Raw genomic sequence first — 22,641 nt, 5'->3', positions numbered from 1 at the left:
TCATTCCCCTCCGACTGTTGTCGAATGTTTGGATTGCACGCCTACTCCAAACCAGGAAGACTTCACCCTTTCGCGCGCCGTCTGAACAAGGACGTAGAGAAGCGGGATAATCAGGATGCCCACCAGGGTGCCAACCAACAGGCCGCCGAAGATCGAGACGCCAATCGCCTGACGGCTGGCCGCTCCGGCCCCGGTCGCAAAGACCAGCGGAAGGACACCCAGTACCGAGGCCATTGCCGTCATGAACACAGGCCGGAAACGTTGGTATGTGGCAAGTCTGGCAGCCTCAGTGATCTCCAGTCCGGCCTCGCGCCGTTCCTTGGCGAATTCAACGATGAGGATCGCATTTTTTGCCGCAAGACCGATCAGCAACACAAGCCCGATCTGTGCGTAAACATTCAAATCCAGACCGGCGATCAGAAGACTGCTCAATGCACCTGCCGCTGCAGCACACACAGAAAGTATGACCGCGAGTGGGACCGACCAGCTTTCATATTGGGCGACGAGGAACAGGTAGGTGAAAACTATTCCCATGATGAGCAGCAGCGCGGTTTGCGCGCCGGCCTGACGTTCCTGCAACGCCAACCCTGTCCACTCGAAACCAAACCCTGACGGAAGGGTCTCAGCTGCAACGTTCTCCATCGCGACAAGTGCCTCCCCGGTGCTGACACCGGGACCCGGCTGACCATTGATCGATGCAGCCGGGAAAAGATTGTAACGACTGATTGAGCTTGCACCGTATATCGTGGAAACGGATGCCACAGCCTGGATCGGAACCAATGCCCCGTTTGACGATCTCACTCTCAGGCGTTGAATGTCCTCAATGCGCGACCGGAATTGCGTATCATTTTGGAGCCGCACCTGAAACACTCGGGACGAGAGATTGAAATCATCAATGTAGGCTGAACCAAGCTGCGCCTGCGCAGCGCTGAAGATCGCTGCCGGTGACACGCCATAGAGTTCGGCCCGGTTGCGATCGATGTCCATGAACAATTGTGGAGCGTCGGCAGAAAACGTGCTGAATACGCCAGCAAGATCTGAGGTCTGATTTGCCTTGCCTATGAGACCCCTCATGACCTGAGCAAGTTCGCCGGGCTCCTGCCCATCAAGTGCCTGCAGCCGGAAATCAAACCCGCCCGTGGTACCAAGGCCAGGAATGGCAGGGGGATTGAATGCGACGACTGAAGCGTTGGAGAAAACGGTAAATTCGCGCCGCAGTTTCCCCAGAATGGCATCCGCACTTTCGTCTGAATTACGCTCGCTCCAGGGCTTCAACGCGGCAATCACCATGCCAGCGTTCGATCCGCCGCCCCCGATGAGACTCATGCCTGAAATACCGATGACGTTTTCAACACCTGGCGTATTCCGGAGAATTGTCTGGACCTGCGACACGGTTTGTTGCGTACGCCCTATGGCAGCGGAATTGGGAAGCTGGACGTTCGCAAAAAGATACCCCTGATCCTCCGAGGGAATGAACCCGGTTGGCAAGACCCGTACCAGCGCGTAGGTCCCGGCAAAGATCCCCAGAATGATCACGATCGACACGATGACACGCCTCGACAGCGCAAGCAGCATCCGGACATAAAAATCCCTGATCCAAGCCAACCCCGTATTGAACCGCTCGAAGACCTTTGCTCGCTTGGTCGCCGGCGGCTTCAAAAGCATGGCGCACAGTGCCGGGCTGAGCGTGAGGGCATTGATGGTCGAAAAGCTGATCGTGACCAAAATCGTGACTGCAAACTGGCGGTAGAGCTGCCCGGTTATTCCCGGCAAAAACGACACCGGAACAAACAACGCAGCAAGAACGAGCGTCGTTGCGATGATTGGGCCCGTCACCTGTTCCATTGTCTTGAGCGTCGCGTCAGTGATCGACAGCCCTTCTTCCTGCATGATGCGCTGCGCATTTTCCGCAACGATAATCGCATCGTCGACAACGAGGCTGATCGCCAGCACCATGGCAAACAGGGTGATTGTATTGGCCGAGTAGCCAATGAAATAGAGAACGGTAAAGGCACCAATCAACGAAACCGGAATTGTCAGCGTCGGGAGAATTGTCGCCCGCCAATCCTGCAGGAAGACGTAGACGACAGCGACCACCAGAACAAATGTGATCGCAAGGGTTATGATGATCTCTTCTATCGTCGCGTTGAGGAAACTCGTCGTATCGAAGACGACCGTATATGCGATGTCCTCCGGAAATTGCTGCTGCAAACGCTCCAGTTCCGCTCTCGCAGCTTGTGAAACGGACAAGGCGTTCGCATCTGCCGACTGATATAGAACGATGGTCGCGCTCGGCTTTCCGTTGAACGTCGATACGGTATCATAGGACTGAGCACCAAGCTCGACCCTCGCCACATCCCGCAATCTGACGATTGCGCCATTGGAATTGGTCCGGACAACTATGTTTCCGAACTCCGAGGGTTCACTCAATCGACCCTTTGCCAGAATGGTAAGTTGCAGTTGCTGGCTATCTGAGGTTGGCGGTGATCCGATTTGACCTGCCGAAGCCTGAGCGTTTTGGGACTGAACCGCGGTACTGAGATCGGCCGCCGTGACACCAAGTGCTTCCATGCGATCCGGATTCATCCAGATGCGCATGCTGTAGGCAGGACCAAAGACACCGGCATCGCCGACACCTGAGATACGAGCCAATGCATCTCTGATGTTGATTGAGGCATAATTGCTGACAAAAAGCTCATCCCGCGTGCCTTTGGGGGAGTAGATGGCAACCCCCATCAGCATGCTCGACGACCGGCTTCTAACGGTGACGCCGGTTTGCGAAACGACCGCCGGCAAGCGCGGCGTTGCCGTTGCCACCCTGTTTTGTACGTTGATCTGTGCTATCTCGGGATCTGTCCCCACCGCAAATGTCACGGTGAGGGAGTAGGTGCCATTGTTGGTGCTGGATGAAGACATGTAAAGCATGCCATCAACGCCATTCACCTGCTCCTCGATCAGCGCGCCAACACTTTCAGCCATGACAGTGGCATTGGCGCCAGGGTAACTCGCTGAGACCTGCACTTCGGGAGGTGTGATCGGAGGGTATTGCGTGACCGGGATCTGCGTCATCGCAAGGGCGCCTGCAATCACCATAACGATTGCAATCACCATTGCAAAACGGGGAAGCCGGATAAAGCTTCCAGGGCCAATCATGGCTTCGTTCCCGTGCTACCGAGATCGGTTGCGGGCATCACCTTGAGCGGCATGCCCTCAGCGACACTCTGAAGGTTTCCGGTAATGAGCCGCTCACCCCCTTCAAGGCCGTCTTCGACGATCCAGTTTCCTGACATTTGATTGTCGGCCCTGATACGACGCAGTTCCGCCTTGTCGCCCACACCAGCCAACAGCACGTATTTTCCGTCTCTGTCTTGCTGTACAACCTCCTGCGGAACCACGGGCTTCATCGCCGGCGCATTTTCACTCACAACGACCGTCACGAACTGGTTGGGCAGCAGCAAAGCATCCGGGTTCGAAAACGAAGCCCTGATCGGCAAGGTCCCCGTCTGCAGGTCAATCTGATTGTCCAGAAATTCAATCCGGCCAGACTGAATGTAAACCTGTCCGTTAGAAAGACGCAGGCTTGTCCTGAAGTGCTTTGCGAGTTCTTCCTTGGAAGCCCCACCAGCAGCGGCACGCAGGTCGAGAATGGAGCGATCACTGACGGAAAAAACAACGCGAACAGGGTCCATCTGCACCACGCGGGCAAGCACGGTGGTGGCATTGCCAACGAAGCCCCCCACAGCAACATTCGATACGCCTATTCTTCCCGCAATCGGAGAGGAAATTCTCGTATAACTGAGGTTCAGCTTTGCCTGATTTACCTTCACTTCTGCGGAGCGAAGGCTGGAGGCGGCGGAATCGCGGGCAGCTTGACTTTGTTCAAGAGCCGCTTGAGAAACGCTGCCCCTGGCAAGGGACAGGTTTCGACTGAGGCTTTGTTCGGCATTGACGAAATTGGATTGCGCAGCGTCTCGTGAGGCTAGCGCATCGTCGAGAGCCAGTTGATAGTTCTCTTGTTCGATCACAAAAAGCGGTTGGTCCGTGGTGACCGATTGGCCCTCCTCGAATAGTCGCTCCCTGATGAATCCAGGCACCCTGGCAAGTATATCGACCGAATTTTCGGCTTCGACGCGGCCCACGAATTCGAACTTCGGGGCCACATTCACCAATTGGACGGGCAGTACCTCGACACTCTGCAGGGATTGCGCGCTCAGACCGAAAGGGAGGGCTGAGATCAATGCGACCGTGCAAAACCCTCGCAAGTTTCCGATAGTGAAAAAGTCACGATTACGCATTTAAAACTCACGCTCAATCACACTGGCAGTCAGATAAACTGACGACGATCGATCTTGGCCTGGAAGTTTTGCGGACGTCCGCGATGCACGTCTAAATTTCCGAAGATTTAAGCACTTACGGCTGAGCCTGGCACGCAACACACTATATCAGATATCACTTAAACGTGTATCACGATAGGGAAAAAGCGCTCTCGCAACAATAACAAGTAATGGGTTATTCCTGGTGTCCGCTTATTATCGATTTCCGCCGTCGGTGAAGTCCACGTGGGCTGACGGGCCGTGGGCGGATGTTGTAGCGATAATCTTCATTGCAGCGGCAAGCAGAATAATGGAAACGGGTAGGACAAGTGCATTCCAGTCTGGCATGTCCTCCAACTCAGCAACCAGCGTTACGAAATGGACGACGAGATAGAGAATAATCATCTGGAAAAAGAGGGTTTTGAGCTCCGCCACGTCCTCGATGACCATCCAGCGCGGAAGCTGCGCTTTCCACGGCGCCCTGGGGCTGACCACAAATCCGACGGTTATGGCGCATCCGAAAATGACGAGAACGATGGCGAACAACAATTTGTCCACGCCCTGCAGAACTGCTGCAATGATTGCCTGATCCGGGTTTACACGCACCTGAACAAAGGCGTTGCCAATCGCCAGCAAGCCCTCCCAGAACATTAGAAAAGACGCGGCAATCACGCCGACAGACGCAAGCCCCATGACGTATCGAAGACTCAGCAGAAATGACAGCATCGAATCGTCTCCCGGAAGGCGCTGAAGAGCCGTCGAATTCCCGGCGCTTCCACTTCGGCTCGTGACAGTCTGCCTCAGTTCTCAGTGGAAGATCAAGAACACTTGTTCAGAGGAAATGATCGAAGACCGGAAACCGATAGAATTGTTCCCTTCAATCGCGACCGAGATTCTGTGATAAAAGGTTTTCCCAATATCTGAAGTTTCGATTGGCAGCGCGTACAACAACCTCCTGGTGACGCTCTTGATAAACGACTTCCTCCCTTGGCTCTATGACACGCTGTCGATATCAATCCGTCTGGTGGCGGCTGTCGTACTTGGAACGATCATCGGGCTGGAGCGGCAGTGGCGACAGGGCACGGCCGGGCTGACAACACACGCGCTTGTCGCCTTTGGCGCAGCGGCTTACTGCGCCCTGCCCGCCATCCTCGAAGTTAACGAGGATATCCGCATGGGAGGTCAGGTGGTGACGGGGATAGGCTTCCTTGGCGCAGGACTGATCATGCGCGACGGCCTCAACATTCGCGGGTTGAGCACGTCGGCGACAATATGGGCTACGGGAGCGATCGGCGTCCTCGCGGGTTATGGAGAAATTTTCGAGGCTGCTGAGGCAACGCTTCTGATCTTGTTGATCAACATAACCTCCCCCAGAGTTGTTCGGCTCATCGAGCGCATTGTTCCACAACACCCAGTCGAGTCACAACGGCGCAGGGTCGAGGTCCGCACGACCACGGAAGGCGAAAGCGAGGTCCGGTCGAGTTTGATGAGCCAAACGCGCGACCATCAACTAACAGTTACATCGCTCGCACGGCGCGTCAATTCACTGGATAGGACCGTCACCATTGATGTCACTATATCAGGTGATGACGTTAACAACGAAGTCATGAGCGTTCTTGTGCAATCTCTCAGCTTGTCGCCAAACATTCTTTACTGCACCTTCACGTAGTTTGGAGACGCCACGTCGATTTGCATATCCTCTAGCCGGAGCAATGAGATGACCTACACAATCAAAGATCATTTTGCTTTGATGCCGAATTCAAACGGGTCCCATTCCGCGACCCCACGACCTCGACTTTTCCACTACACAACGCTCGCCGGGTATCTTGGTATCGTGTCTCAAAAAGCGATATGGGCGACCAACATTCATTATCTTAACGACTCGGAAGAATTTTCCTACGGTCTCCGCTATCTGACCGAAGAACTTGGTTCTGAAGCGGGCCACGCAGGCCCCACCGAAAAAGGGGTACTTCTTCGGGCTATCGAGCTGGTAGAGATATACCGGCAAGGATTTGTCTATACGGTTTCATTTGCGGAAGACGATGACCTGCTCAGCCAATGGCGAGGCTATAGTGGCGGTGGCGGTATATGCCTTGGTTTTGTGGCCAACGAACTGCAGAAAATCGCCGCAAGGGCAGAATTTAGGCTCATACGCTGCATCTACGAACAATCGCAAAAAGCTCTGCTCGCTAAAGAGTTCGTTGCCAATTGGCTGGCGGCCATCCGAGCAAAAGTGGTGTTGTCAGATGATGACGTCGATCAATCGGCCCACGAACTGGTGAACCGCCCCGGCTTTACCGGAGACCGTATGGTTTAAGTTATGCGGCCATGGCTGGCGCGTCCAGCATGGCGTAATATCGTTCTTCGGCCTCGGCTGGCGGTATGTTGCCGATGGGCTCCAGAAGGCGTCGGTGGTTGAACCAATCGACCCATTCCAAAGTGGCGAACTCCACGGCTTCGAAGTTTCGCCACGGTCCTCGTCGATGGATGACCTCGGCCTTGTAAAGGCCGTTGATCGTTTCGGCGAGAGCGTTGTCGTAACTGTCGCCGACACTCCCGACGGACGGCTCGATGCCCGCCTCCGCCAGCCGTTCGGAATAGCGAATTGACACGTATTGCGAGCCGCGGTCGGAATGATGAACCAGCCCGCCCCGTTTGACGGGTCGCCGGTCATGAAGTGCTTGGTCGAGGGCATCGAGCACAAAGCCCGCATGGGCAGTCCGGCTCGCCCGCCAACCGACGATACGGCGTGCGAAGGCATCAATGACGAAGGCCACGTAAACGAAGCCCTGCCAGGTCGCGACATAGGTGAAATCGGATAACCACAGCATGTTCGGCGCTGGAGCGAAGAAGTGTCGATTCACCCGGTCTAGTGGACATGGAGCGGACTTGTCCGACACGGTGGTTTTGATCGGCTTGCCGCGAATGACGCCTTGAATCCCCATTGTTCTCATAAGCCGAGCGACGGTGCAGCGGGCGATGTCGTAACCTTCTCGCTGCAATTGCCGCCAGACCTTGCGCACGCCATAGACCTGGAAGTTCTCGTTGAACACCCGGCGTATCTCGACTTTCATGGCAATATCATTGCGTTCGCGGGCCGACAGGCGGTCCACGTCTGTGCGCTTGGCGATGACCTCATAATAGGTGGACGGGGCAATCGGCAGCAGTCTGCAGATCGGCTCGACCCCGAGCACCGAGCGGTGTTCGTCGATGAAGGAAATCATCGCTTCAGTGGGCGGTCGAGCTCCGCCTGGGCAAAATACGCCGAGGCCTTGCGTAAAATCTCATTCGCCTGACGAAGCTCGCGGTTCTCCCGCTCCAGAGCCTTCATCTTCTCCGCCACGTCACTCGGCAAACCCGCACGCTTGCCGCTGTCGACCTCGGCCTTCTTCACCCATTCATGATGGGTATGCGCCGAGCAGCCGATCTTGGCAGCTATCGATGATACCGCCGCCCAGCGCGATGAGTGTTCGGCTTCATGTTCCGTCACCATCCGAACGGCGCGGGCGCGGACTTCAGGAGAGAATTTGTTCGTCGTCTTGCTTGTCATAGACCCTACTTCTCACGAGTTGGGGTCTCCGGCAAAGCCGGGGCGGTTCAATCCGTTGGTGTGACGGGATCTAAACTCAGCGCTCAATTTCAAACTCGTTCGATAGCAGCCAGTGGCCTTATGGCTGCGGCAACCAACCGCTGCAGCCGGAAGGCGTCCGAGCATTTCAGGGTTACGAGTACGATCCCGACTTGCGCCAGATCTTCACTTCCTGAATAGGTTCATACGTATGTCGTTGTCGAAGAGCCCGCCCTGCTTCCACGACGAAATGAACCCTCGACTTTTCAACCACGTAACGAATTTCAGGTTCGCTTCATTGCCTTGAAGCTTCGGCGTTACCCATCCCGGCTTGATCTCGGGCAGTGGGTCCGGAAGCGCTTTCAATATCTCCCGCACCTGGTCGTCATCGAATTTCTCATGAAGCATATTGAACAACAGTATCTGGGTCTCGAAAGGGTGGGATTTCAGGATAACCTCACGGGCGGCGTCCATTCCCAAGTTCTCCGTAACAATTCCAGTGCGAGACAGAATCTTTCCAATAAGCGCTGCGCGGGCTGGTGCTCCCGCCAGTAAACTCAGGTCCATCGCGCGAATTATTTTTAGTCGACTTTCGTCGGTCAGGTTTGATTCTAACAACTTCTCTCGGAAGTTGTCCTCCAGTTCGCACTCCTCCTCGACCTTAAAGAATTCGTCGATGTTGTTCGCCACGAATTTGACGCCCAACGAAAGGTCGCTGCCAAGATGGGAGAGATTCTTGGCTGAAAAGCTTACGCGTTTGCAATCAACCAAGATTCCCGTCTTTTCCGAGCCAAGATGTTTTGGGAATGCGCTGAAGGCCCTCGGGAGAGCCCCGACGTAAGAGGCATAAGCTTGCGCGCTCAGATGATCATTCTCGATGATGAAGTTGCGCAACGGGCGTGCCTGGTCCCCATCTGGAACGTCGTGATCCGCAAGCGCTGCCAACGTGGCGGGTCTGTTTAAGAATTGCGTGAGGATATCTGCGTCGAAGCTTTCGCTACCGAGGAAAGACAGGCAATTGCCCCAGGTCGGCTCGATCTTCTCGATCCTGAAAAGCACCACATGGAGATTCGGAGGAACTTGATCCAATATCGGTAGTAAAATCGCCTGCTTTTCAAGGAAGGCTACCACCGACTCACGATCGACATCTCCTCGACCGATGACACCTAGAATGGCCGAAACGCTTTCAAAGCGATTGTCCGGCAGACGAAGGAGAACATTTTCCAGATAGTCACCGAAATGGCCGTTTACCTTAGCTAGAAGCGGCCCGCTGTCTGCCTCAAGCACCAGGGTATAGCTCTGCTCCCGCGCCCTGGCGTCAGCCTTAATACCGAGGACGGTTCGGAATATGAAATCTAGGTTTTCGATGGATAGCTCATAGAGCCCCCGGTCGAATATCACGCGTATGAAACCGGGATGACGGTCTATCGCAGACAGATCGGTGGCCTCAATTCCGAGAAGCTCTAACCGTTCAGGGGGAAAATCGATCCCGAGAGCCAAAACGTCGGGCAGCTTCTTAGACACAAATTCAGCCAGCGCTGGATTTTTGCCAGCGATACTCTTTAAATTGGTTTCAGTCAGATGGGTTATGATGCGGGCCACATGTGTAAGGTTGGCGGAGCTATTTATCGCAGCTGTCACGAAATCTGGCCACGATCGCGTGAGCCTCGTGATCAGCGTTGGCACCCCGCGCCCGCGGCTATAGTAGGCCGCAAAAAAATCCCCGCAGTCGTCAAAATCGGATGCGATGAATCCGAGCAGCTTTTTTATTTGCGTCTCATACAACAATGGATCAGAAAGCAGGCAGTCGACGACCTCAACGTTAAGCACGTAGTTCCGGCTGAAGTCCTCGTCGCGCATTGCGGCAATGACTTCCTTAGGGTTATCAATCTGAAAATCAGGATCCGGATTACTGAAGCTACGAATCCGGATCAGAAACTTATTGTCGCTCGGCGAAAGGCGTCCCGAGTGGAATAACGACGTATATTGGTAGTAGGTATCGTCCAAGAATCCTTCGAGAACTAGAAACCGAGCCAATTCGGCGCGATCCCCAAAAACTCCAAAAATGTCATCCAGTTCGTCCAAACTCTCCCGAACTATTTCATTAAATTTTGCCATCCGAACATTAGCAAGCTTTGCCCGTAGATCCTGAAGCTTCTTGGACGCGGCGCTCCTAAATGACGCGGCTTTATTTTCGACATCTTTCTTTCGCTGCTGAAATGTCCTATTCGGATTCACGTCGTTCTGGAAACCAGACAGCGATACTTTCTGCTGGTATCCGTTTGGATTTCTAACGAAAACTTGGCTTGCATTAAGAAAATCCTCAAGTCGCTCGTGTTTGACCAAATCAGCTACTGGAATGTAGTTGCTTTGATCTGACGAGATACTTCCATAGTTCGCAGGAAGCTGCTCTATTAAAGCCATCGCATAAATCCTGCGTAATTCGTTCAGGTGGGCCGGCAGTTGTTTTTCGCTCAGGTCCACGAGTTTCTCAATCTCGGAGATCTCAGCGGCGTAGCGGGCTTCGCTAGCAGCGATGTAGCGGTCGTGGCTATGAAGAACTTGTGCAAGGTTGCCTTTGCCGCGGTGGAGTTTCTCAAAATCACTGGGGAACACGTTCTTGTAAATCAAGACTGCTAGCAGCTTGTTCGCGTTTAGATTGACTTCGTCATCTGTTTCGAGGCTAGCTGCGTATATTGCATATTCGTTGAATATGTTTTGAATTAATCTGAGATCATCTAGGTATCTCGAAACTTCCCGCAGAAATTGTTTGTCTAGCCTGCTGTCGAGCGACAGCCGCTTGCCCTGCTCCAATACCATATCGATAGAATTCGAACTGTTGATGATAGGTATGACAGGAATTATAAATTCGAAGAACTTTGTTCTATCCGTATTGACGAATATGTCATCACGAAGGGCGTAAAGGAAACGGACTTTTCTCTTCTTGCCTAAATTGGTATTTACCAGGCTGTTGATCTCACGAAGAGTAACGAAAATATCGGCATCGTTAAATCTATCAAGATCTTCGATGACCACGAGGTCATATTTCGTCGACTGGAAAAAGTATATGATCTCGTCCATGTGACGATTTAGGATTGATTCCTCACCCGCCGCCTTAGGGGTGATTTCGATATCCTTGAGCGAGATGCTTTTGAGTGAAATCCCGAAACTCGCGACGTAGATATGGTGGAAGACAAGCCATATAAACGCTCCGCCAACCGCAAAGGCGGCCAGATTAAACCAGTTAGTCAAATCAAACGGGCGAAAGTAGTCGCCGGCTATGATTGCGTCGCGCTTCTGTATCAGGTGCCAGCAGGCGAACACGCCTAGGACGATGAAAAGTGAAGCAACAATGGGGTTGGTTCCGGCTGGGGGCGAAATGACACTTTAAGCCTTTGCGCCGTTGGGCCAGAGATATTCGCCGGTCAGCAGTATGTGCGCCCAACCCAGCGGAGAGATGTGCGCCAGAAGTTCGGGCGGCACATCAAGTCCTTCATTCCGGCGCTCTGCGACTGCATGGCCGAGATGGAGGGTGTTCCAGTAGATGATGATTGCGGTGAGCAGGTTTAGACCGGCGATGCGGTAATGTTGGCTCTCGGTGGTTCGGTCACGGATTTCTCCCTGGCGACCGATGCGCAGCGCATTCTTGAGAGCGTGGTGGGCCTCGCCCTTGTTGAGTCCGATCTGGGCGCGCCGCTGCATGTCCGTATCGAGGATCCACTCTATAATGAAGAGTGTGCGTTCTATACGGCCGACCTCCCGCAGCGCGACCGCGAGATCATTTTGGCGCGGGTAGGAAGCGAGCTTGCGCAGGAGTTGGCTGGGCCTGATCTTGCCGGCGGCCATAGTGGCGGCACAGCGGAAAAGGTCAGGCCAGTTCGCAACGATCAGTTCCTCGCGGACTTTACCGCCTACCAGCTTGCGCAATTCTTTGGGTGTCGCATCGGGATTGAACACGTACAGCCGCTTCGACGGAAGGTCCCGGATGCGCAGGACTAGGCGGTATCCGAGCATGCTGCTGGTCCCAAACAAGTGATCGGTAAAGCCAGCCGTATCGGCATATTGCTCGCGAACCTGACGGCCGGCCTCGTTCATGAGCAGACCGTCAAGGATGTATGGGGCCTCGCTGACTGTCGCGGGAATAGTCTGTGACGCGAACGGCGCGAACTGGTCGTTGACGTGAGTGTAAGCCTTGAGGCCGGCTTCGTTTCCATACTTGGCGTTGACCATGTTCATCGCCTCGCCCTGCCGGGCCGAAGGGAAGAACTGGCCATCGCTCGATGCTGTCGTGCCTATGCCCCAGAACCGGGACATCGGCAGCTTTGCCTGCGCAGCCACCACGGTCGCTTGTGCCTGGTCCATTGCGTCGCTTTCGACATGCCACCGGGCAAGGCGGGATAGCTGCCAGTAATCATGCGTGTTCGTGGCCTCCGCCATCTTCCGCAGTCCCAGATTCAGCCCTTCTGCGAGCAGAACATTGAGAAGGCCGACCTGGTCACCGCATGCAACCCCGGTTCTCAGATGAGTGAAGGCTTCGGTGAACCCGAGCGCAGCATCAACCTCCAACAAGATGTCGGTGATCCGAACTGGCGGCATCCGGCGATAGAGATCGAGTATTAGTTCCTCGGCACTGTCCGGAACGTCAGCCGTCAACCGGTCGATACGCAACGTTCCATCCTCGATGCTGCCACGAGGGATTGTTCCGTCGCGCGCTGCTCGTGCAAGTCTTTTCAGGCCATCGGCGAGCCGAGCCTTTCGATCAATCAGCCATACTTGCGGATCGAGGGGCACTGCCATTCTTGTGTTAGCCCGTGCCGCGGTCATCGGTACCAATACCTGTTTGAGATCGCCATAGCGGCGCGAATGGTCGAGCCAGATGTCACCGGATCGGAAGGCATCCCGCAGGTGGAACAGGACCGCTACCTCCCGAAGGCGATTGTCGCCTTGGTCTTGTGCTCTCAATTGGCGGTGCCATTTCGAATTCGGCCGCAAGAAACTGTCGGTCGCCGATGGTGATGCTTGCATTTCGCCAATGGCTTTTGCGGCTGCAATCAAGGGCTGGGCTACCGATGCTGCTTTGAGCTTAAGGCACCGCAACATGCGCGGCGCGTAACGGCGGAAGCGATGATATCCTTGTCCGACATGAGCCAATGGATCGTCCGCCAAGGTATTGCTGAGCTGGGCACCGGTCGCGACCAGTTGTTCGAGCCGACCCCATTCAGCCGATTTGGCGACCGCCATTTCCAGCGGAACACCATCATTGCGGGCTTCTAGCAGGGATAATCCCAGAGAGGTAAAGGCGCGGAGCGTATCGGTGACAGTTGCCTTCGAATCGGCAATCCGTTCTTCATGCAGCCGTTTCGCCTCGCGCCAGGTCTTCCCGACGATCCGGTCATGGGTCTCGACCACCGTATCGGCGATCGCCGCTTCCCATTCCACGGCACAGACGGCAAGGATCGCCAGGCGTCGATCAGAGCTGATGTCCCGCAAACCATCGGTAAAGTAGCGCTCGCCCTGCCGACGCAGGCGTGCGACACGGTGCGGCGGGATGCCGGCGATCAGCTGCGGATCGAGAGCGAGGCCGCGCAGGAATTCCAGCCTATCGAGCAGCCGGTTCGCCGCTGCGGAATTATTGCCGACTTCGAACTGGCGAAGCCAGATGAACCTGCTGACATTGGCATCGAGTAGTTCGGTCAGCAGCCCATCAAGCCGTTCGCGTGCGTTATTGTCGAGCTTTTCCGCGATCCGCGTCTCGATCCGCCGTTCGGCGGCGACCAACGCGTCCGCACATAGTCGCTCGATTGTCGATACCGCTGGCAAGATCGTCAAAGTTTCACGACAACGCGCGACCAGACGCTGAGCGAGATCTTCGTTCGAGCGCGCCTCTTCAGCCTGGTCGAAAAGCCAGTCTCGCAAATCACGGGCACCACGACCCGCGAAGGTCTTGTAGCCGTAGATCTCGCGCAACGCATCCATATGCTCCTGGCGGGTCTGCCGTCGTGCGGCATAGATGAGAAGCGCATCGGCCGGGACACCAAGCTGGGTCCCGATGAACGACAGGACCTCATGCGGGATCACCTCGCCCGGAGCCAGCGCGCGCCCTGGATATCGCAACGTGCAAAGCTGCAGGGCGAATCCCAGCCTGTTCTCCGGCCTGCGGCGTTCCTGGATGTGTCCAAGATCGTCGTCGCCCAGTGTGTAATGCCGAAGCAGTGACAATTCATCGGTTGGCAGATCGAAGAGTGCCGAGCGCTGTCGCTCGGTGAGAATATGTCGCCTTGGCATGCCGCAATTGTCCCTATTGAAGTATAGTCTGTTCTGGACAACAATCAGCCCTTATAAATCAAGGCCTTCCGGCACCAAAATCCACGAGGGTTCAATTGGGACAGCGCGCCGTCATCTACTGCCGCGTTTCGACGTCCGACCAGTCATGCGAGCGGCAGGAGCGCGACCTGGCTGCTTTCGCCGACCGCGCCGGTTACGAGGTGGCCGCGATATTCAAAGAAACCGGATCGGGAGCTAAACTTGACCGTGCCGAGCGACGAAAGGTGATGGCACTGGCCCAGGCTCGTAAAATTGACGCGGTGCTCGTTACTGAGTTGTCTCGCTGGGGCCGATCGACGGTCGATCTTCTTCATACCCTTCGCGAACTGGAAAGCTGGAAAGTCTCGGTCATCGCCATGAACGGGATGGCGTTCGACTTGTCTTCGCCACATGGCCGCATGCTCGCGACATTCCTGTCCGGCATTGCAGAATTCGAACGTGACCTCATCAGTGAGCGGGTAAAGTCTGGACTCGCCGCTGCGAAGGCGCGGGGCAAAATGCTTGGTCGCCAAGTCGGGGAGCGTCCCAAGTCAGATCGCCTCGCGCCAAAGGTAATGGCGTTGATTGCTGAAGGCCGCAGCTACCGCTGGATCGCCCGTGATCTTGGGATCAGCAAAAATACAGTTGGAGATATCGCAAAGCGAAGTGTTGCTGAAAACATGTGAGTGGCATTCACGAATTACTCCTCAGCTAACCGGTATAGGCGGCCGCTCACCCTGTAATCGCCGCGCGGGATCGGCTTGATGAAGGTAGACGGCGAAAGTGTCCCAGGGCGGAGTGATGGAGAGCTGCCAGAGAATGCGGCCGACTTCCCCCCGGTGATAGCCGCCATGCAGAGCAACATGGGCCAGCATTTCTTCTCGGGTCATATAGCCCTTGTCGCCATCGGTGAAGGTGAAGGCCACGGCCTCGGAGAGGGTAGCGGGAGAGACTGTACGGAGATAATCAAGATACCATTGGTCAGAGGACGTGACGGCGGTTTTCAGATCATTCAGCGCCGGGATTTCTTCGAGATTATCGGACATGAAGCCATGCGGGACGCCTTGCAGATGGCCGGCGAATATCCGCGAGACTACGTAATAATGGCTGATAAGTCGAAGAGCCGTTTGCAGCTCTGTTCCGTGTTTTTCAGGGTCTACGCCTTCCAGCTTGTTGAACAAATCGACGTTTGCCCAAGCATGATAGCCGTAAAGCGTTTGGAGTATAACACTCATTGCCACCGATCCTCTCGAGGGTTAAAAATGTGAGCAAGTCCTTCACATTTTCTACGGGGATAGCTTTTTGTCTACTCGCATTGCAAAACAGCGATCCGTGATGCGCAAGGAGCCGCGACAGGCCCGATCCCGCGCAACAGTTGAAACGATCGTCCTGGCCGGTGCTCGCATTCTAAGTGATAAAGGATGGGCGGCGTTTACGACGAACAGGATAGCTGAGCTGGCCGGCGTCAGCATCGGCTCGCTTTACCAGTACTTCCCCGATAAGCTCTCTTTGGTCGATGCGATCCGCCACCGTCATCTGGATGACAGCATGGCCGTGATGCGCAACGTCCGTGCAGACGGGTTATCGCCGGCAGACTTTGCCGCGCAGCTGGTGCGGGCCGTAGTCGCGGCCCATAGCGTCTATCCGGGCCTGCACCGTGTGCTGCTGGACGAAGCTCCCAGCTCCGAAGAGTATCGAAACCCCCACACCAAATTTGAGATTGAATATCTCTCTTACTACGCACAGGCAGTCGCCACTTACCGAAAGCGCGCGCCCACCGAGGCCGACAATGTCGCGGGCCGCGTGATTTCGGATGCGATAGACGGGGTGATCCATAACGCAGCGCGCCGGGGGAGCATCGATGACCCGGCGATGCAGCGTGAGCTTGTTTGCCTGGTGAGCCTATATCTTGGCAACGATAGCGCGACCAAGAAGACCGCTTAGAGTGTCATTTCGCCCTCAGCCTGAACCGACCCCATAGGAACGACGGTTCGCTTCAAAGATTTCCGTCAGGCTCAGGCGCACGGCGGCATACTTGTCTGCCAGAGATATCCGAGCGCGGTGGTAGAAGTAGGAGCTTCGGGCAATTCGCAGCTGAGCGAGCAGCTCTGGCAGGCGATAAACTTCTTTAAGGGCGTCAATCAGCTGGGTCTTCTCCCGATTACTCAGGATCTGCAGATCGACGCCCAGGTCTTTTTTTATGAGTTCGTTGGCCTTCTTCAGGAGATCATGCTCGAGTTGCAACTGGCGGACATCACGCTGGAGGGCTTCAAGCTGTCGCTCAAGCTCTTCACGTTCAGGCACCTTGGGGCTGGCATTGCGGCGTTTCATGGATGAAGGAGCCTCATGACCGAGTAGCTGATCTTTCCAGCTGTACAATGTCGGCCTTGAGACGCCCAGCCGGTCAGCGACCTGTTGAGCAGTTTCATCTCCACCGCATAGCCCGATGACACCAGCCTGCCGCACCTTCTCACTATAGCCCGGATGCCATGATCGACCGACCAGGGAAGTCTGCGTCTCCGGAAACGCCTCACGAACCCATGCGGTCAGAGTTCCTCGACCGGGATAGCCGAGCGCCCTCATCGTCGCGGAGATGCAACGATCATGGGTACGAAAGTGCTCAAGGGCGGCCTGCTTTTGGGCCTCGGAATATTTTGGCGCTCGAGCCACCGCTTGGACACGCAGGTCGCGGTTCTCGACGTACTCCCGGTACCAACCCCTCAATGCATTCTTTGTGGGATATCCCAGTTGGCGGATCGTCGCGTTCAGTCGCTTGCCCAGCCGGATGTAGAGCTCAACGGCTCGAAGCCTGTCTGCGTAGGAATACATGAACTACCTCCTTGGTGGTCCAAGTTTTCGTCCGCACCCCCACCGGCTCACTTCTGCGCGGAAATCAACAAATAAGCGAAAAAGGGGGTTTTTAGAGGCGTCCAACTTGTGTGACTGCCCCCGGTCCATTCGACTGGACTTGCCGGCTGCGAGCACCAACGCTGCGATCGGCAAATTGGGTTGCGACATATTGCTCTTCCCTAAAAAAAACCTAATCAACCTGATGAGATCCATTTATGTGTTCACTACTGATCAGTGGCCTCTGCAATGCAGCGTCCGCTTGCATAATCTCCGCAAGAATGGAGACGGCAATATCCGACGCACTCTTCCTCGCCGGCAGCAAGCCAGCTGGACCACTTATGCGGTCCAGAACATTCCTGTCGAAACCAAGAGCAGAAAGACTTTCAATTCTTTTTATATGGGTCCGAAAACTGCCCAAGGCACCTATGTAAAAGGCGCCGCTCGCGAGCGCGGCTGGAATCAGATCGCGCTCCCATTCATGGTCATGAAACATGAAGGCAAAAGCCGTTCGCTCATCAGCTTTAAAGTCTGGGGTGCGCCCGATGGAAAGTGTATGGATTCTGATTTTTTCATTAACGACTGCAGCCAGAGTTGGCTGATCCGGCGAATGCAACTCGGTTTCGAATCCGCTGATACTGGCGACCATCGCAAGCTGTACGGCTGCGGGGCCCAGTCCCGCTACAATGAGCCGGCGCGCGGGCGTGTATACGCGTGTAATGCTCTTCCCGTTGAGTTCGCTAGGTATCGATATCGATGTCGAACAACGGTCCTGCAAATTTTTACTCACCGACAGGATCGCTTCGGGGGCAAAATCCACATGGAAGTAGAGTTCAATCGCACTTCCGCACGGAAGTTGGATGTCGATATACTTGGACCCTTTCCCATACCGGACACGCCGGTCCTGGCCGGCCGAAAGGACATCCAAAGCTTCCGTGACAACTGCCCTCTCGACACAACCACCGGAAAGATATCCGGTCCAATCACCTGTTTCAGACACAGCCATCTGAGCGCCTAATGGTCTGGGCGACGAACCGTCGATAGCAACAAGGGTTACGAGAGCAACCCTCTGTCCCATAAGCAGTCTCTCGGCGGCGAAATCGATGACGTAATCATCGAATTGACCGTGACGCGAAGCGGTCGTCGACATCGTCAGCTCCTTGATTATCTTAAGTCACTCGCGAAATCTGAAATGATATCTCTGCCCTCATTTAAGGACGCTGGTATGAGGTTTTGACCTGCGTGAAGAATTCACGGGCATACGTCCCCTGCTCCCTCTGGCCTAAACTCGATCCCTTGCTGCCCCCGAATGGTACGTGAAAATCCACGCCGGCCGTCGGCATGTTCACCATGACCATTCCCGCCTGCGCATGACGTTTGAAGTGCTGAACGTGCTTGAAGCTCGACGTGCAGATTCCCGCTGTAAGGCCGAACGGTGTGTCATTGGCCAGCGAAAGCGCTTCCTCATAATTCCGGGCGCGAATGACTGATGCGACCGGGCCGAAGATTTCCTCCCGGTTGATCCGCATATGAGGGCCGCTGTCGATGAAAAGCGCGGGCTGGAGGTAAAATCCTTCCGACACCGCGGAAAGGCGCAAACCGCCCCAGCGCAGATTAGCTCCCTCTCGACGCCCTAACTCGATGTAGTCTATATCCTGATCGAGCTGGCTCTGATCGACGACCGGACCGATGGTTGTGTTAGGGTCACGCGCATCGCCAATCCGCTGGCCATTCAGACGATCCACACAGGCTTCGACGAAACGTGAATAGATGCCCTCGGTCACGATTAGCCGCGACGAAGCCGTGCATCTCTGACCTGTCGAGAAATACGACCCATCGATTGCACATTCCACCGCATTTTCCAGATCCGCATCGTCCAGCACGACCAAGGGATTCTTGCCGCCCATTTCGAGCTGGCAGCGACGCATGTGTCGCGCGCACGCTTCGGCAACCCTTTTTCCAGTGTCGACCGAACCCGTAAACGACACGGCATTGACTTTGGGGCTGTCGAGGATCGCCTGCCCTACGACGGAGCCCGGGCCATAAACGAAATTCAGCACGCCCGCAGGTAACCCAGCACGGTGAAGGATGTCAGCTACTTCCCAAGCACAGCCTGGAACCAGCTCAGCAGGTTTGAAAACCACTGTATTCCCGTAGCAGAGCGCTGGCGCAATCTTCCATGCCGGAATCGCGATCGGAAAATTCCAAGGCGATATGATCCCGATGACACCAACTGGCTCGCGAGTAATTTCCACAGTCGCACCGGACCGGACGGAGGGAACGATCTCGCCGGTCGCCCTGAGCGCTTCGCCGGCAAAGAACCAGAAGATGTTGGCCGCCCGTGTAACCTCCGCGATGCCCTCCTTCAGCGTCTTTCCCTCCTCGCGGCTGAGAAGATTGCCGAGTTCGTGCCGACGGGCGAATATTTCATCGGCGGTGCGACGCAATACGTCGTGGCGAAGCTGGATGTCGGAAACCGACCATGCCGAAAATGCTTCCACCGCCGCATCTATCGCCCGTTCGGTGAGCTTGGCATCGGCAACGCAGTAATGATCGATGACATCGTTCAGGTTCGATGGATTGATGTTCGATCGGGTGTCCGGTGTATCAACACGGTTTCCACCAATGAAAAGAGGACGCATTTCGTTTCTCCGTAGAGGCAAAAGCGGACGCGCCACTGGCGCGTCCGCGCATAGCCAGTTTCAGACCGGGCGCCATTCGGGCACAGTGATCGACTGCGTTATCGGTCCTGGCACGGTCATCCCGAGGCGGGCGACGACCTTGCCATTCTCGATCTTTGCTGGCGGCGTATGAATAGGCAGCAGGTAGCGGTAGTTGTTGAGAAGTTTCTTGATCGCCGCCTTCTCGCCACGGATCGACCCGGCATGATTGCCGGTGACACGCGGCTCCATGTCGTTAACGCGCCAGCGATCAGCGACGATCTGATCGTTGAAGTCATAGATGACGTCGCCGCAGATGCAGGCGAGGCCGTCAGCCGTTTCGACAATGACATTCGCCGAACCTTCGGTGTGGGCATTGGCCGCCTCGACCCAGACGCCTGGAATAATCTCTTCGGCGCCGGTGATCTCCAAGTCCGTCAGACGTAGCGCATCCTTGGTGTGAAGGCGCTCTATCATATGCTGGATGTCGGGCTTCGGGTATTGTGGATGCATGATGCCGGACACAGAGCATTCGAGTTCGCGACGATTGACGACAACTGTCGTATTCATCGGGAACACGTCGTCCTTGCCAGCATGGTCGATATGCAGGTGCGTGTGGACGATGTATCGTACGTCGCCCGGCCTTACGCCGTGCTTGGCGAGCTGATTTTCGATCAGGTTGTCGTGGAACTGAAGCCCGCGCATGCCAAGCGATTCCATGATCGCGTTGTCGCGGTAGCCAGTATCAACGACGACCGGATATTTCCCGCCGAGAATCAAGAATCCGTAGACCGGTACGCGTCTCGTGCGGCCACATTCGAGACCGAGGACGAGAAAGCTGGTTTCCAGTTCGATATCACCGAAATCGAGCAGATGAATTTCCAGTGCCATAGATGTTTTTCCTCCATTGTTGACGAGGGTTCGAACCCTGCTGCGGATTGAAGTGAGATTTTCGGGCCATTGAAAGCACATGCTCGCACACGACCTGGATTCGGGAGCCGTCGCCAAGACTGGTGAGCGACGGGATTATGGCTTGCAGCGCCGCCGTGCGAGGCTCGAAAGCACTGTCTGCCGCAAGCGGTGTCAGCCAGTCTAGCCGCCATGCGAGTTGCGACATGCGGCGGACGGCGCGTTCGAGCGTATCGGTCTCGCCGAGCTCGAGGCCGTCGGAGATGACGACCACGGAAGCTCCCCGCGCGAAACCTGCAAAGCGGGGCACCGCCATGAACGCAGCCATGGCGTCGCCGAGCCGCGTGCCCCCGTCCCAGTCGGCGACCAGAGCGGACGCGCCGTCGAGCGCCACCGTGCGGTTGCGCGCCTTCAGGGCGGGCGTGATTCGAGTCAGACGCGTGCCAATCGTAAAGACTTCGACTACCCCCGCGCCTGCGGCGGAACCCACGCGTACCAGGGCATGAGCAAACCGGAGCATGGCTTCCGTCTGCTCCTTCATCGAACCGGAGACGTCGAGAAACAGGACGATGCGGCGCAGGGTCGTGCGGCGTCGCGTCTCCGACAGGCGCAAGAGCTCTCCATCGAAGCGCACCGCCTGCCGCAAGCTCCTGCGCAGATCGAAGCCTTCGCCTCGCCCCGCCATCATGCGCCGGGATCGACGCCGGGGGAGCCGCTCCCCGGCCATCCGGGCGAAGGCGCGCACAGCTTCTGCTTCGTTCATGTCCGCAAACACACGCAAGGTGAGCGTCTCGGCCGAGGTCGCCTCGCCACCGACAGTATTCACCTCGTCCGCCTGCGGCGGCTCCATGCTTCCCTCTCGCGCGTCCTGAACCCGGATTTCTTCATCGTCGTCAGCTTCCGAGGCAGCCGCTTCGATCACCTGACCCTGAAAATGATTGCGAAACAGCGCGTCGAATTCACCCCGGCGCTCGATCGGCGGGGCGAGCATGGCGATCGCCGCCTGATGTATGTCGTCGATCCGATTAGGACCGAGAAGCCCGATTGCCTTGATGAAGCCCATAGTCTGCTCGGGCGAAACCGGAAAACCGTTGTTGCGTAGGATGCCGGTGAACCGTACAAAATGCGTAATCGGGACCGGAAGCTGATCAACGCCCATCATGCGCTTGCTCCCGGGATGAAGGCCTCGATCCGGCTGCCAACGAATTCGAGATCCTCGTGATCCTTCAGCGCCACACCGATCGAACGTCGGAATGCCGCCGGCCAAGGATTGCCTTGGTCGGCCAGCAAGCTTGCCGCCTCGGCCCATTCGATCGTTTCAGCGACGCCGGGCGGCTTGGACAGGGGCTCTGCACGCAGGCGATTAACGGAGGCGACCACCGCATCGGCCGTGCTGCGTGCTACCGAACCTGCCCGTGCCATGACGATCTGTGCCTCGCGAGCCGGCTCCGGATAGGAAATCCAGTGGTATACGCAGCGCCGGCGCAGAGCTTCGTGAAGATCACGCGTCCTGTTCGAGGTCAGTACGACGACCGGTCGGCCGTTCGCCCGCACAGTCCCGCGCTCGGGAATGGAAATCTGGAAGTCCGACAGGAATTCCAGCAGATAGGCTTCAAATTCGTGGTCAGAGCGGTCCACCTCGTCAATCAGCAGCAGGGTCTGCTCACCCTCCCTCAGCGCCTCGAGCATCGGCCGGGAAATCAGAAACTCGTCGGTATAGATGTTGACATAGTCGTTGCCTGCCTGGCGGATCGCCAACATCTGACGCGGATAGTTCCACTCGTAGAGCGCCGCGGAGGAATCGATGCCCTCGAAACACTGCAAGCGCACCAGCTTGCGGCCGAGGATCGACGCGAGAGCCTTTGCGGCCTCAGTCTTGCCGACGCCCGGCGCGCCCTCCAGCAATAGAGGCTTGCCGAGCGCCAGTGCAAGGTAGGATGCGGTCGCCAGATCGGGATTGGCGACGTATTGCGCATCGGCCAGCGCATTTTCGAGCGCAACGGGAGAATCGATGCCGGCAATGCTGCGACGGACGGGCATG

16 protein-coding genes, 1 pseudogene and 1 other annotated feature are annotated in these 22,641 nt (G+C 56.2%); of the genes and pseudogenes, 4 read left to right on the top strand and 13 right to left on the bottom strand.

Translation table 11 applies throughout. The annotated features are described in order from the left end of the window. From ACFVTJ_RS24355 to ACFVTJ_RS24345, 3 genes are all read right to left on the bottom strand, one after another. A complete protein-coding gene (locus ACFVTJ_RS24355; protein ID WP_386911097.1) occupies nucleotides 1-3,153 on the bottom strand; it encodes an efflux RND transporter permease subunit in 3,153 nt (1,050 codons plus the stop codon). Beyond that, complete coding sequence (locus ACFVTJ_RS24350) at nucleotides 3,150-4,295, bottom strand: efflux RND transporter periplasmic adaptor subunit (RefSeq protein ID WP_386911096.1); 1,146 nt, start codon at nucleotides 4,293-4,295, stop codon at nucleotides 3,150-3,152. Before ACFVTJ_RS24350 ends, ACFVTJ_RS24355 begins: the two co-directional genes overlap by 4 nt. A 234-nt stretch (nucleotides 4,296-4,529) precedes the next feature. Continuing rightward, the gene (locus tag ACFVTJ_RS24345) at nucleotides 4,530-5,039 is read right to left on the bottom strand and encodes a YqhA family protein (RefSeq protein WP_386911095.1); all 510 of its coding nucleotides are present in this window, start codon (nucleotides 5,037-5,039) and stop codon (nucleotides 4,530-4,532) included. A gap of 241 nt (nucleotides 5,040-5,280) precedes the next feature. Between ACFVTJ_RS24345 and ACFVTJ_RS24340 the strand changes: the two genes are divergently transcribed. Together ACFVTJ_RS24340 and ACFVTJ_RS24335 are read left to right on the top strand one after the other, a co-directional pair. After that, on the top strand, nucleotides 5,281-5,982 hold the full coding sequence (locus ACFVTJ_RS24340) for an MgtC/SapB family protein (protein ID WP_386911094.1): 702 nt from the start codon (nucleotides 5,281-5,283) through the stop codon (nucleotides 5,980-5,982). A gap of 48 nt (nucleotides 5,983-6,030) precedes the next feature. Beyond that, nucleotides 6,031-6,630 carry a DUF2971 domain-containing protein gene (locus tag ACFVTJ_RS24335; protein WP_386911093.1) on the top strand — a complete coding sequence of 200 codons (600 nt, stop codon included), beginning with the start codon at nucleotides 6,031-6,033 and terminating at the stop codon, nucleotides 6,628-6,630. A 1-nt stretch (nucleotide 6,631) separates the two neighbouring features. Here the strand turns inward: ACFVTJ_RS24335 and ACFVTJ_RS24330 are convergent. The 3 genes from ACFVTJ_RS24330 to ACFVTJ_RS24320 form a co-directional block, all read right to left on the bottom strand. Continuing rightward, a protein-coding gene (locus ACFVTJ_RS24330) for an IS3 family transposase (protein ID WP_386911092.1) occupies nucleotides 6,632-7,863 on the bottom strand; the annotation gives its coding sequence in 2 pieces (ribosomal slippage) (nucleotides 6,632-7,572 and nucleotides 7,572-7,863; 1,233 coding nt in all). After that, nucleotides 7,463-7,579 (bottom strand) — a sequence feature (AL1L pseudoknot). (Overlaps the previous gene by 117 nt.) A 204-nt stretch (nucleotides 7,864-8,067) precedes the next feature. Continuing rightward, nucleotides 8,068-11,235 (bottom strand): ATP-binding protein, encoded by a 3,168-nt coding sequence (locus tag ACFVTJ_RS24325; protein ID WP_386911116.1) that lies wholly within the window; start codon nucleotides 11,233-11,235, stop codon nucleotides 8,068-8,070. A gap of 33 nt (nucleotides 11,236-11,268) precedes the next feature. Then, nucleotides 11,269-14,166 (bottom strand): Tn3 family transposase, encoded by a 2,898-nt coding sequence (locus tag ACFVTJ_RS24320; RefSeq protein WP_386911091.1) that lies wholly within the window; start codon nucleotides 14,164-14,166, stop codon nucleotides 11,269-11,271. 95 nt (nucleotides 14,167-14,261) lie between these two features. Between ACFVTJ_RS24320 and ACFVTJ_RS24315 the strand changes: the two genes are divergently transcribed. Beyond that, complete coding sequence (locus ACFVTJ_RS24315; protein ID WP_386911090.1) at nucleotides 14,262-14,870, top strand: recombinase family protein; 609 nt, start codon at nucleotides 14,262-14,264, stop codon at nucleotides 14,868-14,870. A 21-nt stretch (nucleotides 14,871-14,891) separates the two neighbouring features. Here ACFVTJ_RS24315 and ACFVTJ_RS24310 read toward each other — a convergent pair whose 3' ends face one another. Beyond that, complete coding sequence (locus tag ACFVTJ_RS24310; protein ID WP_386911089.1) at nucleotides 14,892-15,419, bottom strand: DinB family protein; 528 nt, start codon at nucleotides 15,417-15,419, stop codon at nucleotides 14,892-14,894. 67 nt (nucleotides 15,420-15,486) lie between these two features. On the opposite strand from ACFVTJ_RS24310, the gene ACFVTJ_RS24305 reads away from it, so the two are divergent. Continuing rightward, entirely contained in the window at nucleotides 15,487-16,128 is a 642-nt protein-coding gene (locus ACFVTJ_RS24305) for a TetR/AcrR family transcriptional regulator (protein WP_386911088.1), read from the top strand. Between the two features lie 30 nt (nucleotides 16,129-16,158). On the opposite strand, the pseudogene ACFVTJ_RS24300 reads toward ACFVTJ_RS24305, so the two are convergent. The 6 genes and pseudogenes from ACFVTJ_RS24300 to ACFVTJ_RS24275 all read right to left on the bottom strand — a co-directional run. Further along, a pseudogene (locus ACFVTJ_RS24300) lies at nucleotides 16,159-17,013 on the bottom strand (transposase); the annotation flags it as partial. A 211-nt stretch (nucleotides 17,014-17,224) separates the two neighbouring features. After that, complete coding sequence (locus tag ACFVTJ_RS24295; protein ID WP_386911087.1) at nucleotides 17,225-18,181, bottom strand: XdhC family protein; 957 nt, start codon at nucleotides 18,179-18,181, stop codon at nucleotides 17,225-17,227. A 61-nt stretch (nucleotides 18,182-18,242) separates the two neighbouring features. Next, nucleotides 18,243-19,673, bottom strand: coding sequence for an aldehyde dehydrogenase family protein (locus ACFVTJ_RS24290; RefSeq protein ID WP_386911086.1), 1,431 nt, complete (start codon nucleotides 19,671-19,673; stop codon nucleotides 18,243-18,245). Between the two features lie 60 nt (nucleotides 19,674-19,733). Beyond that, nucleotides 19,734-20,582, bottom strand: coding sequence for an MBL fold metallo-hydrolase (locus ACFVTJ_RS24285; RefSeq protein ID WP_386911085.1), 849 nt, complete (start codon nucleotides 20,580-20,582; stop codon nucleotides 19,734-19,736). Next, nucleotides 20,548-21,762, bottom strand: coding sequence for a VWA domain-containing protein (locus ACFVTJ_RS24280; RefSeq protein WP_386911084.1), 1,215 nt, complete (start codon nucleotides 21,760-21,762; stop codon nucleotides 20,548-20,550). Before ACFVTJ_RS24280 ends, ACFVTJ_RS24285 begins: the two co-directional genes overlap by 35 nt. Further along, entirely contained in the window at nucleotides 21,759-22,640 is an 882-nt protein-coding gene (locus ACFVTJ_RS24275; protein WP_386911083.1) for an AAA family ATPase, read from the bottom strand. The genes ACFVTJ_RS24280 and ACFVTJ_RS24275 overlap by 4 nt, the downstream gene beginning before the upstream one ends. Nucleotide 22,641: the final 1 nt, after the last annotated feature.

The sequence above is a fragment of the Agrobacterium sp. NPDC058088 genome (assembly GCF_042885035.1).
In the GTDB taxonomy this organism is placed as follows: Bacteria; Pseudomonadota; Alphaproteobacteria; order Rhizobiales; family Rhizobiaceae; genus Agrobacterium.
This window is presented reverse-complemented; position numbering and strand designations above follow the sequence as displayed.

What these genes read in the sequence shown, in the direction of transcription:
- ACFVTJ_RS24320 (WP_386911091.1), bottom strand. Translation starts at nt 14,166, where the DNA reads ATGCCAAGGCGACATATTCTCACCGAGCGACAGCGCTCGGCACTCTTC.
- ACFVTJ_RS24275 (WP_386911083.1), bottom strand. Translation starts at nt 22,640, where the DNA reads ATGCCCGTCCGTCGCAGCATTGCCGGCATCGATTCTCCCGTTGCGCTC.
- ACFVTJ_RS24310 (WP_386911089.1), bottom strand. Translation starts at nt 15,419, where the DNA reads ATGAGTGTTATACTCCAAACGCTTTACGGCTATCATGCTTGGGCAAAC.
- ACFVTJ_RS24285 (WP_386911085.1), bottom strand. Translation starts at nt 20,582, where the DNA reads ATGGCACTGGAAATTCATCTGCTCGATTTCGGTGATATCGAACTGGAA.
- ACFVTJ_RS24290 (WP_386911086.1), bottom strand. Translation starts at nt 19,673, where the DNA reads ATGCGTCCTCTTTTCATTGGTGGAAACCGTGTTGATACACCGGACACC.
- ACFVTJ_RS24280 (WP_386911084.1), bottom strand. Translation starts at nt 21,762, where the DNA reads ATGATGGGCGTTGATCAGCTTCCGGTCCCGATTACGCATTTTGTACGG.
- ACFVTJ_RS24345 (WP_386911095.1), bottom strand. Translation starts at nt 5,039, where the DNA reads ATGCTGTCATTTCTGCTGAGTCTTCGATACGTCATGGGGCTTGCGTCT.
- ACFVTJ_RS24335 (WP_386911093.1), top strand. Translation starts at nt 6,031, where the DNA reads ATGACCTACACAATCAAAGATCATTTTGCTTTGATGCCGAATTCAAAC.
- ACFVTJ_RS24355 (WP_386911097.1), bottom strand. Translation starts at nt 3,153, where the DNA reads ATGATTGGCCCTGGAAGCTTTATCCGGCTTCCCCGTTTTGCAATGGTG.
- ACFVTJ_RS24350 (WP_386911096.1), bottom strand. Translation starts at nt 4,295, where the DNA reads ATGCGTAATCGTGACTTTTTCACTATCGGAAACTTGCGAGGGTTTTGC.
- ACFVTJ_RS24295 (WP_386911087.1), bottom strand. Translation starts at nt 18,181, where the DNA reads ATGTCGACGACCGCTTCGCGTCACGGTCAATTCGATGATTACGTCATC.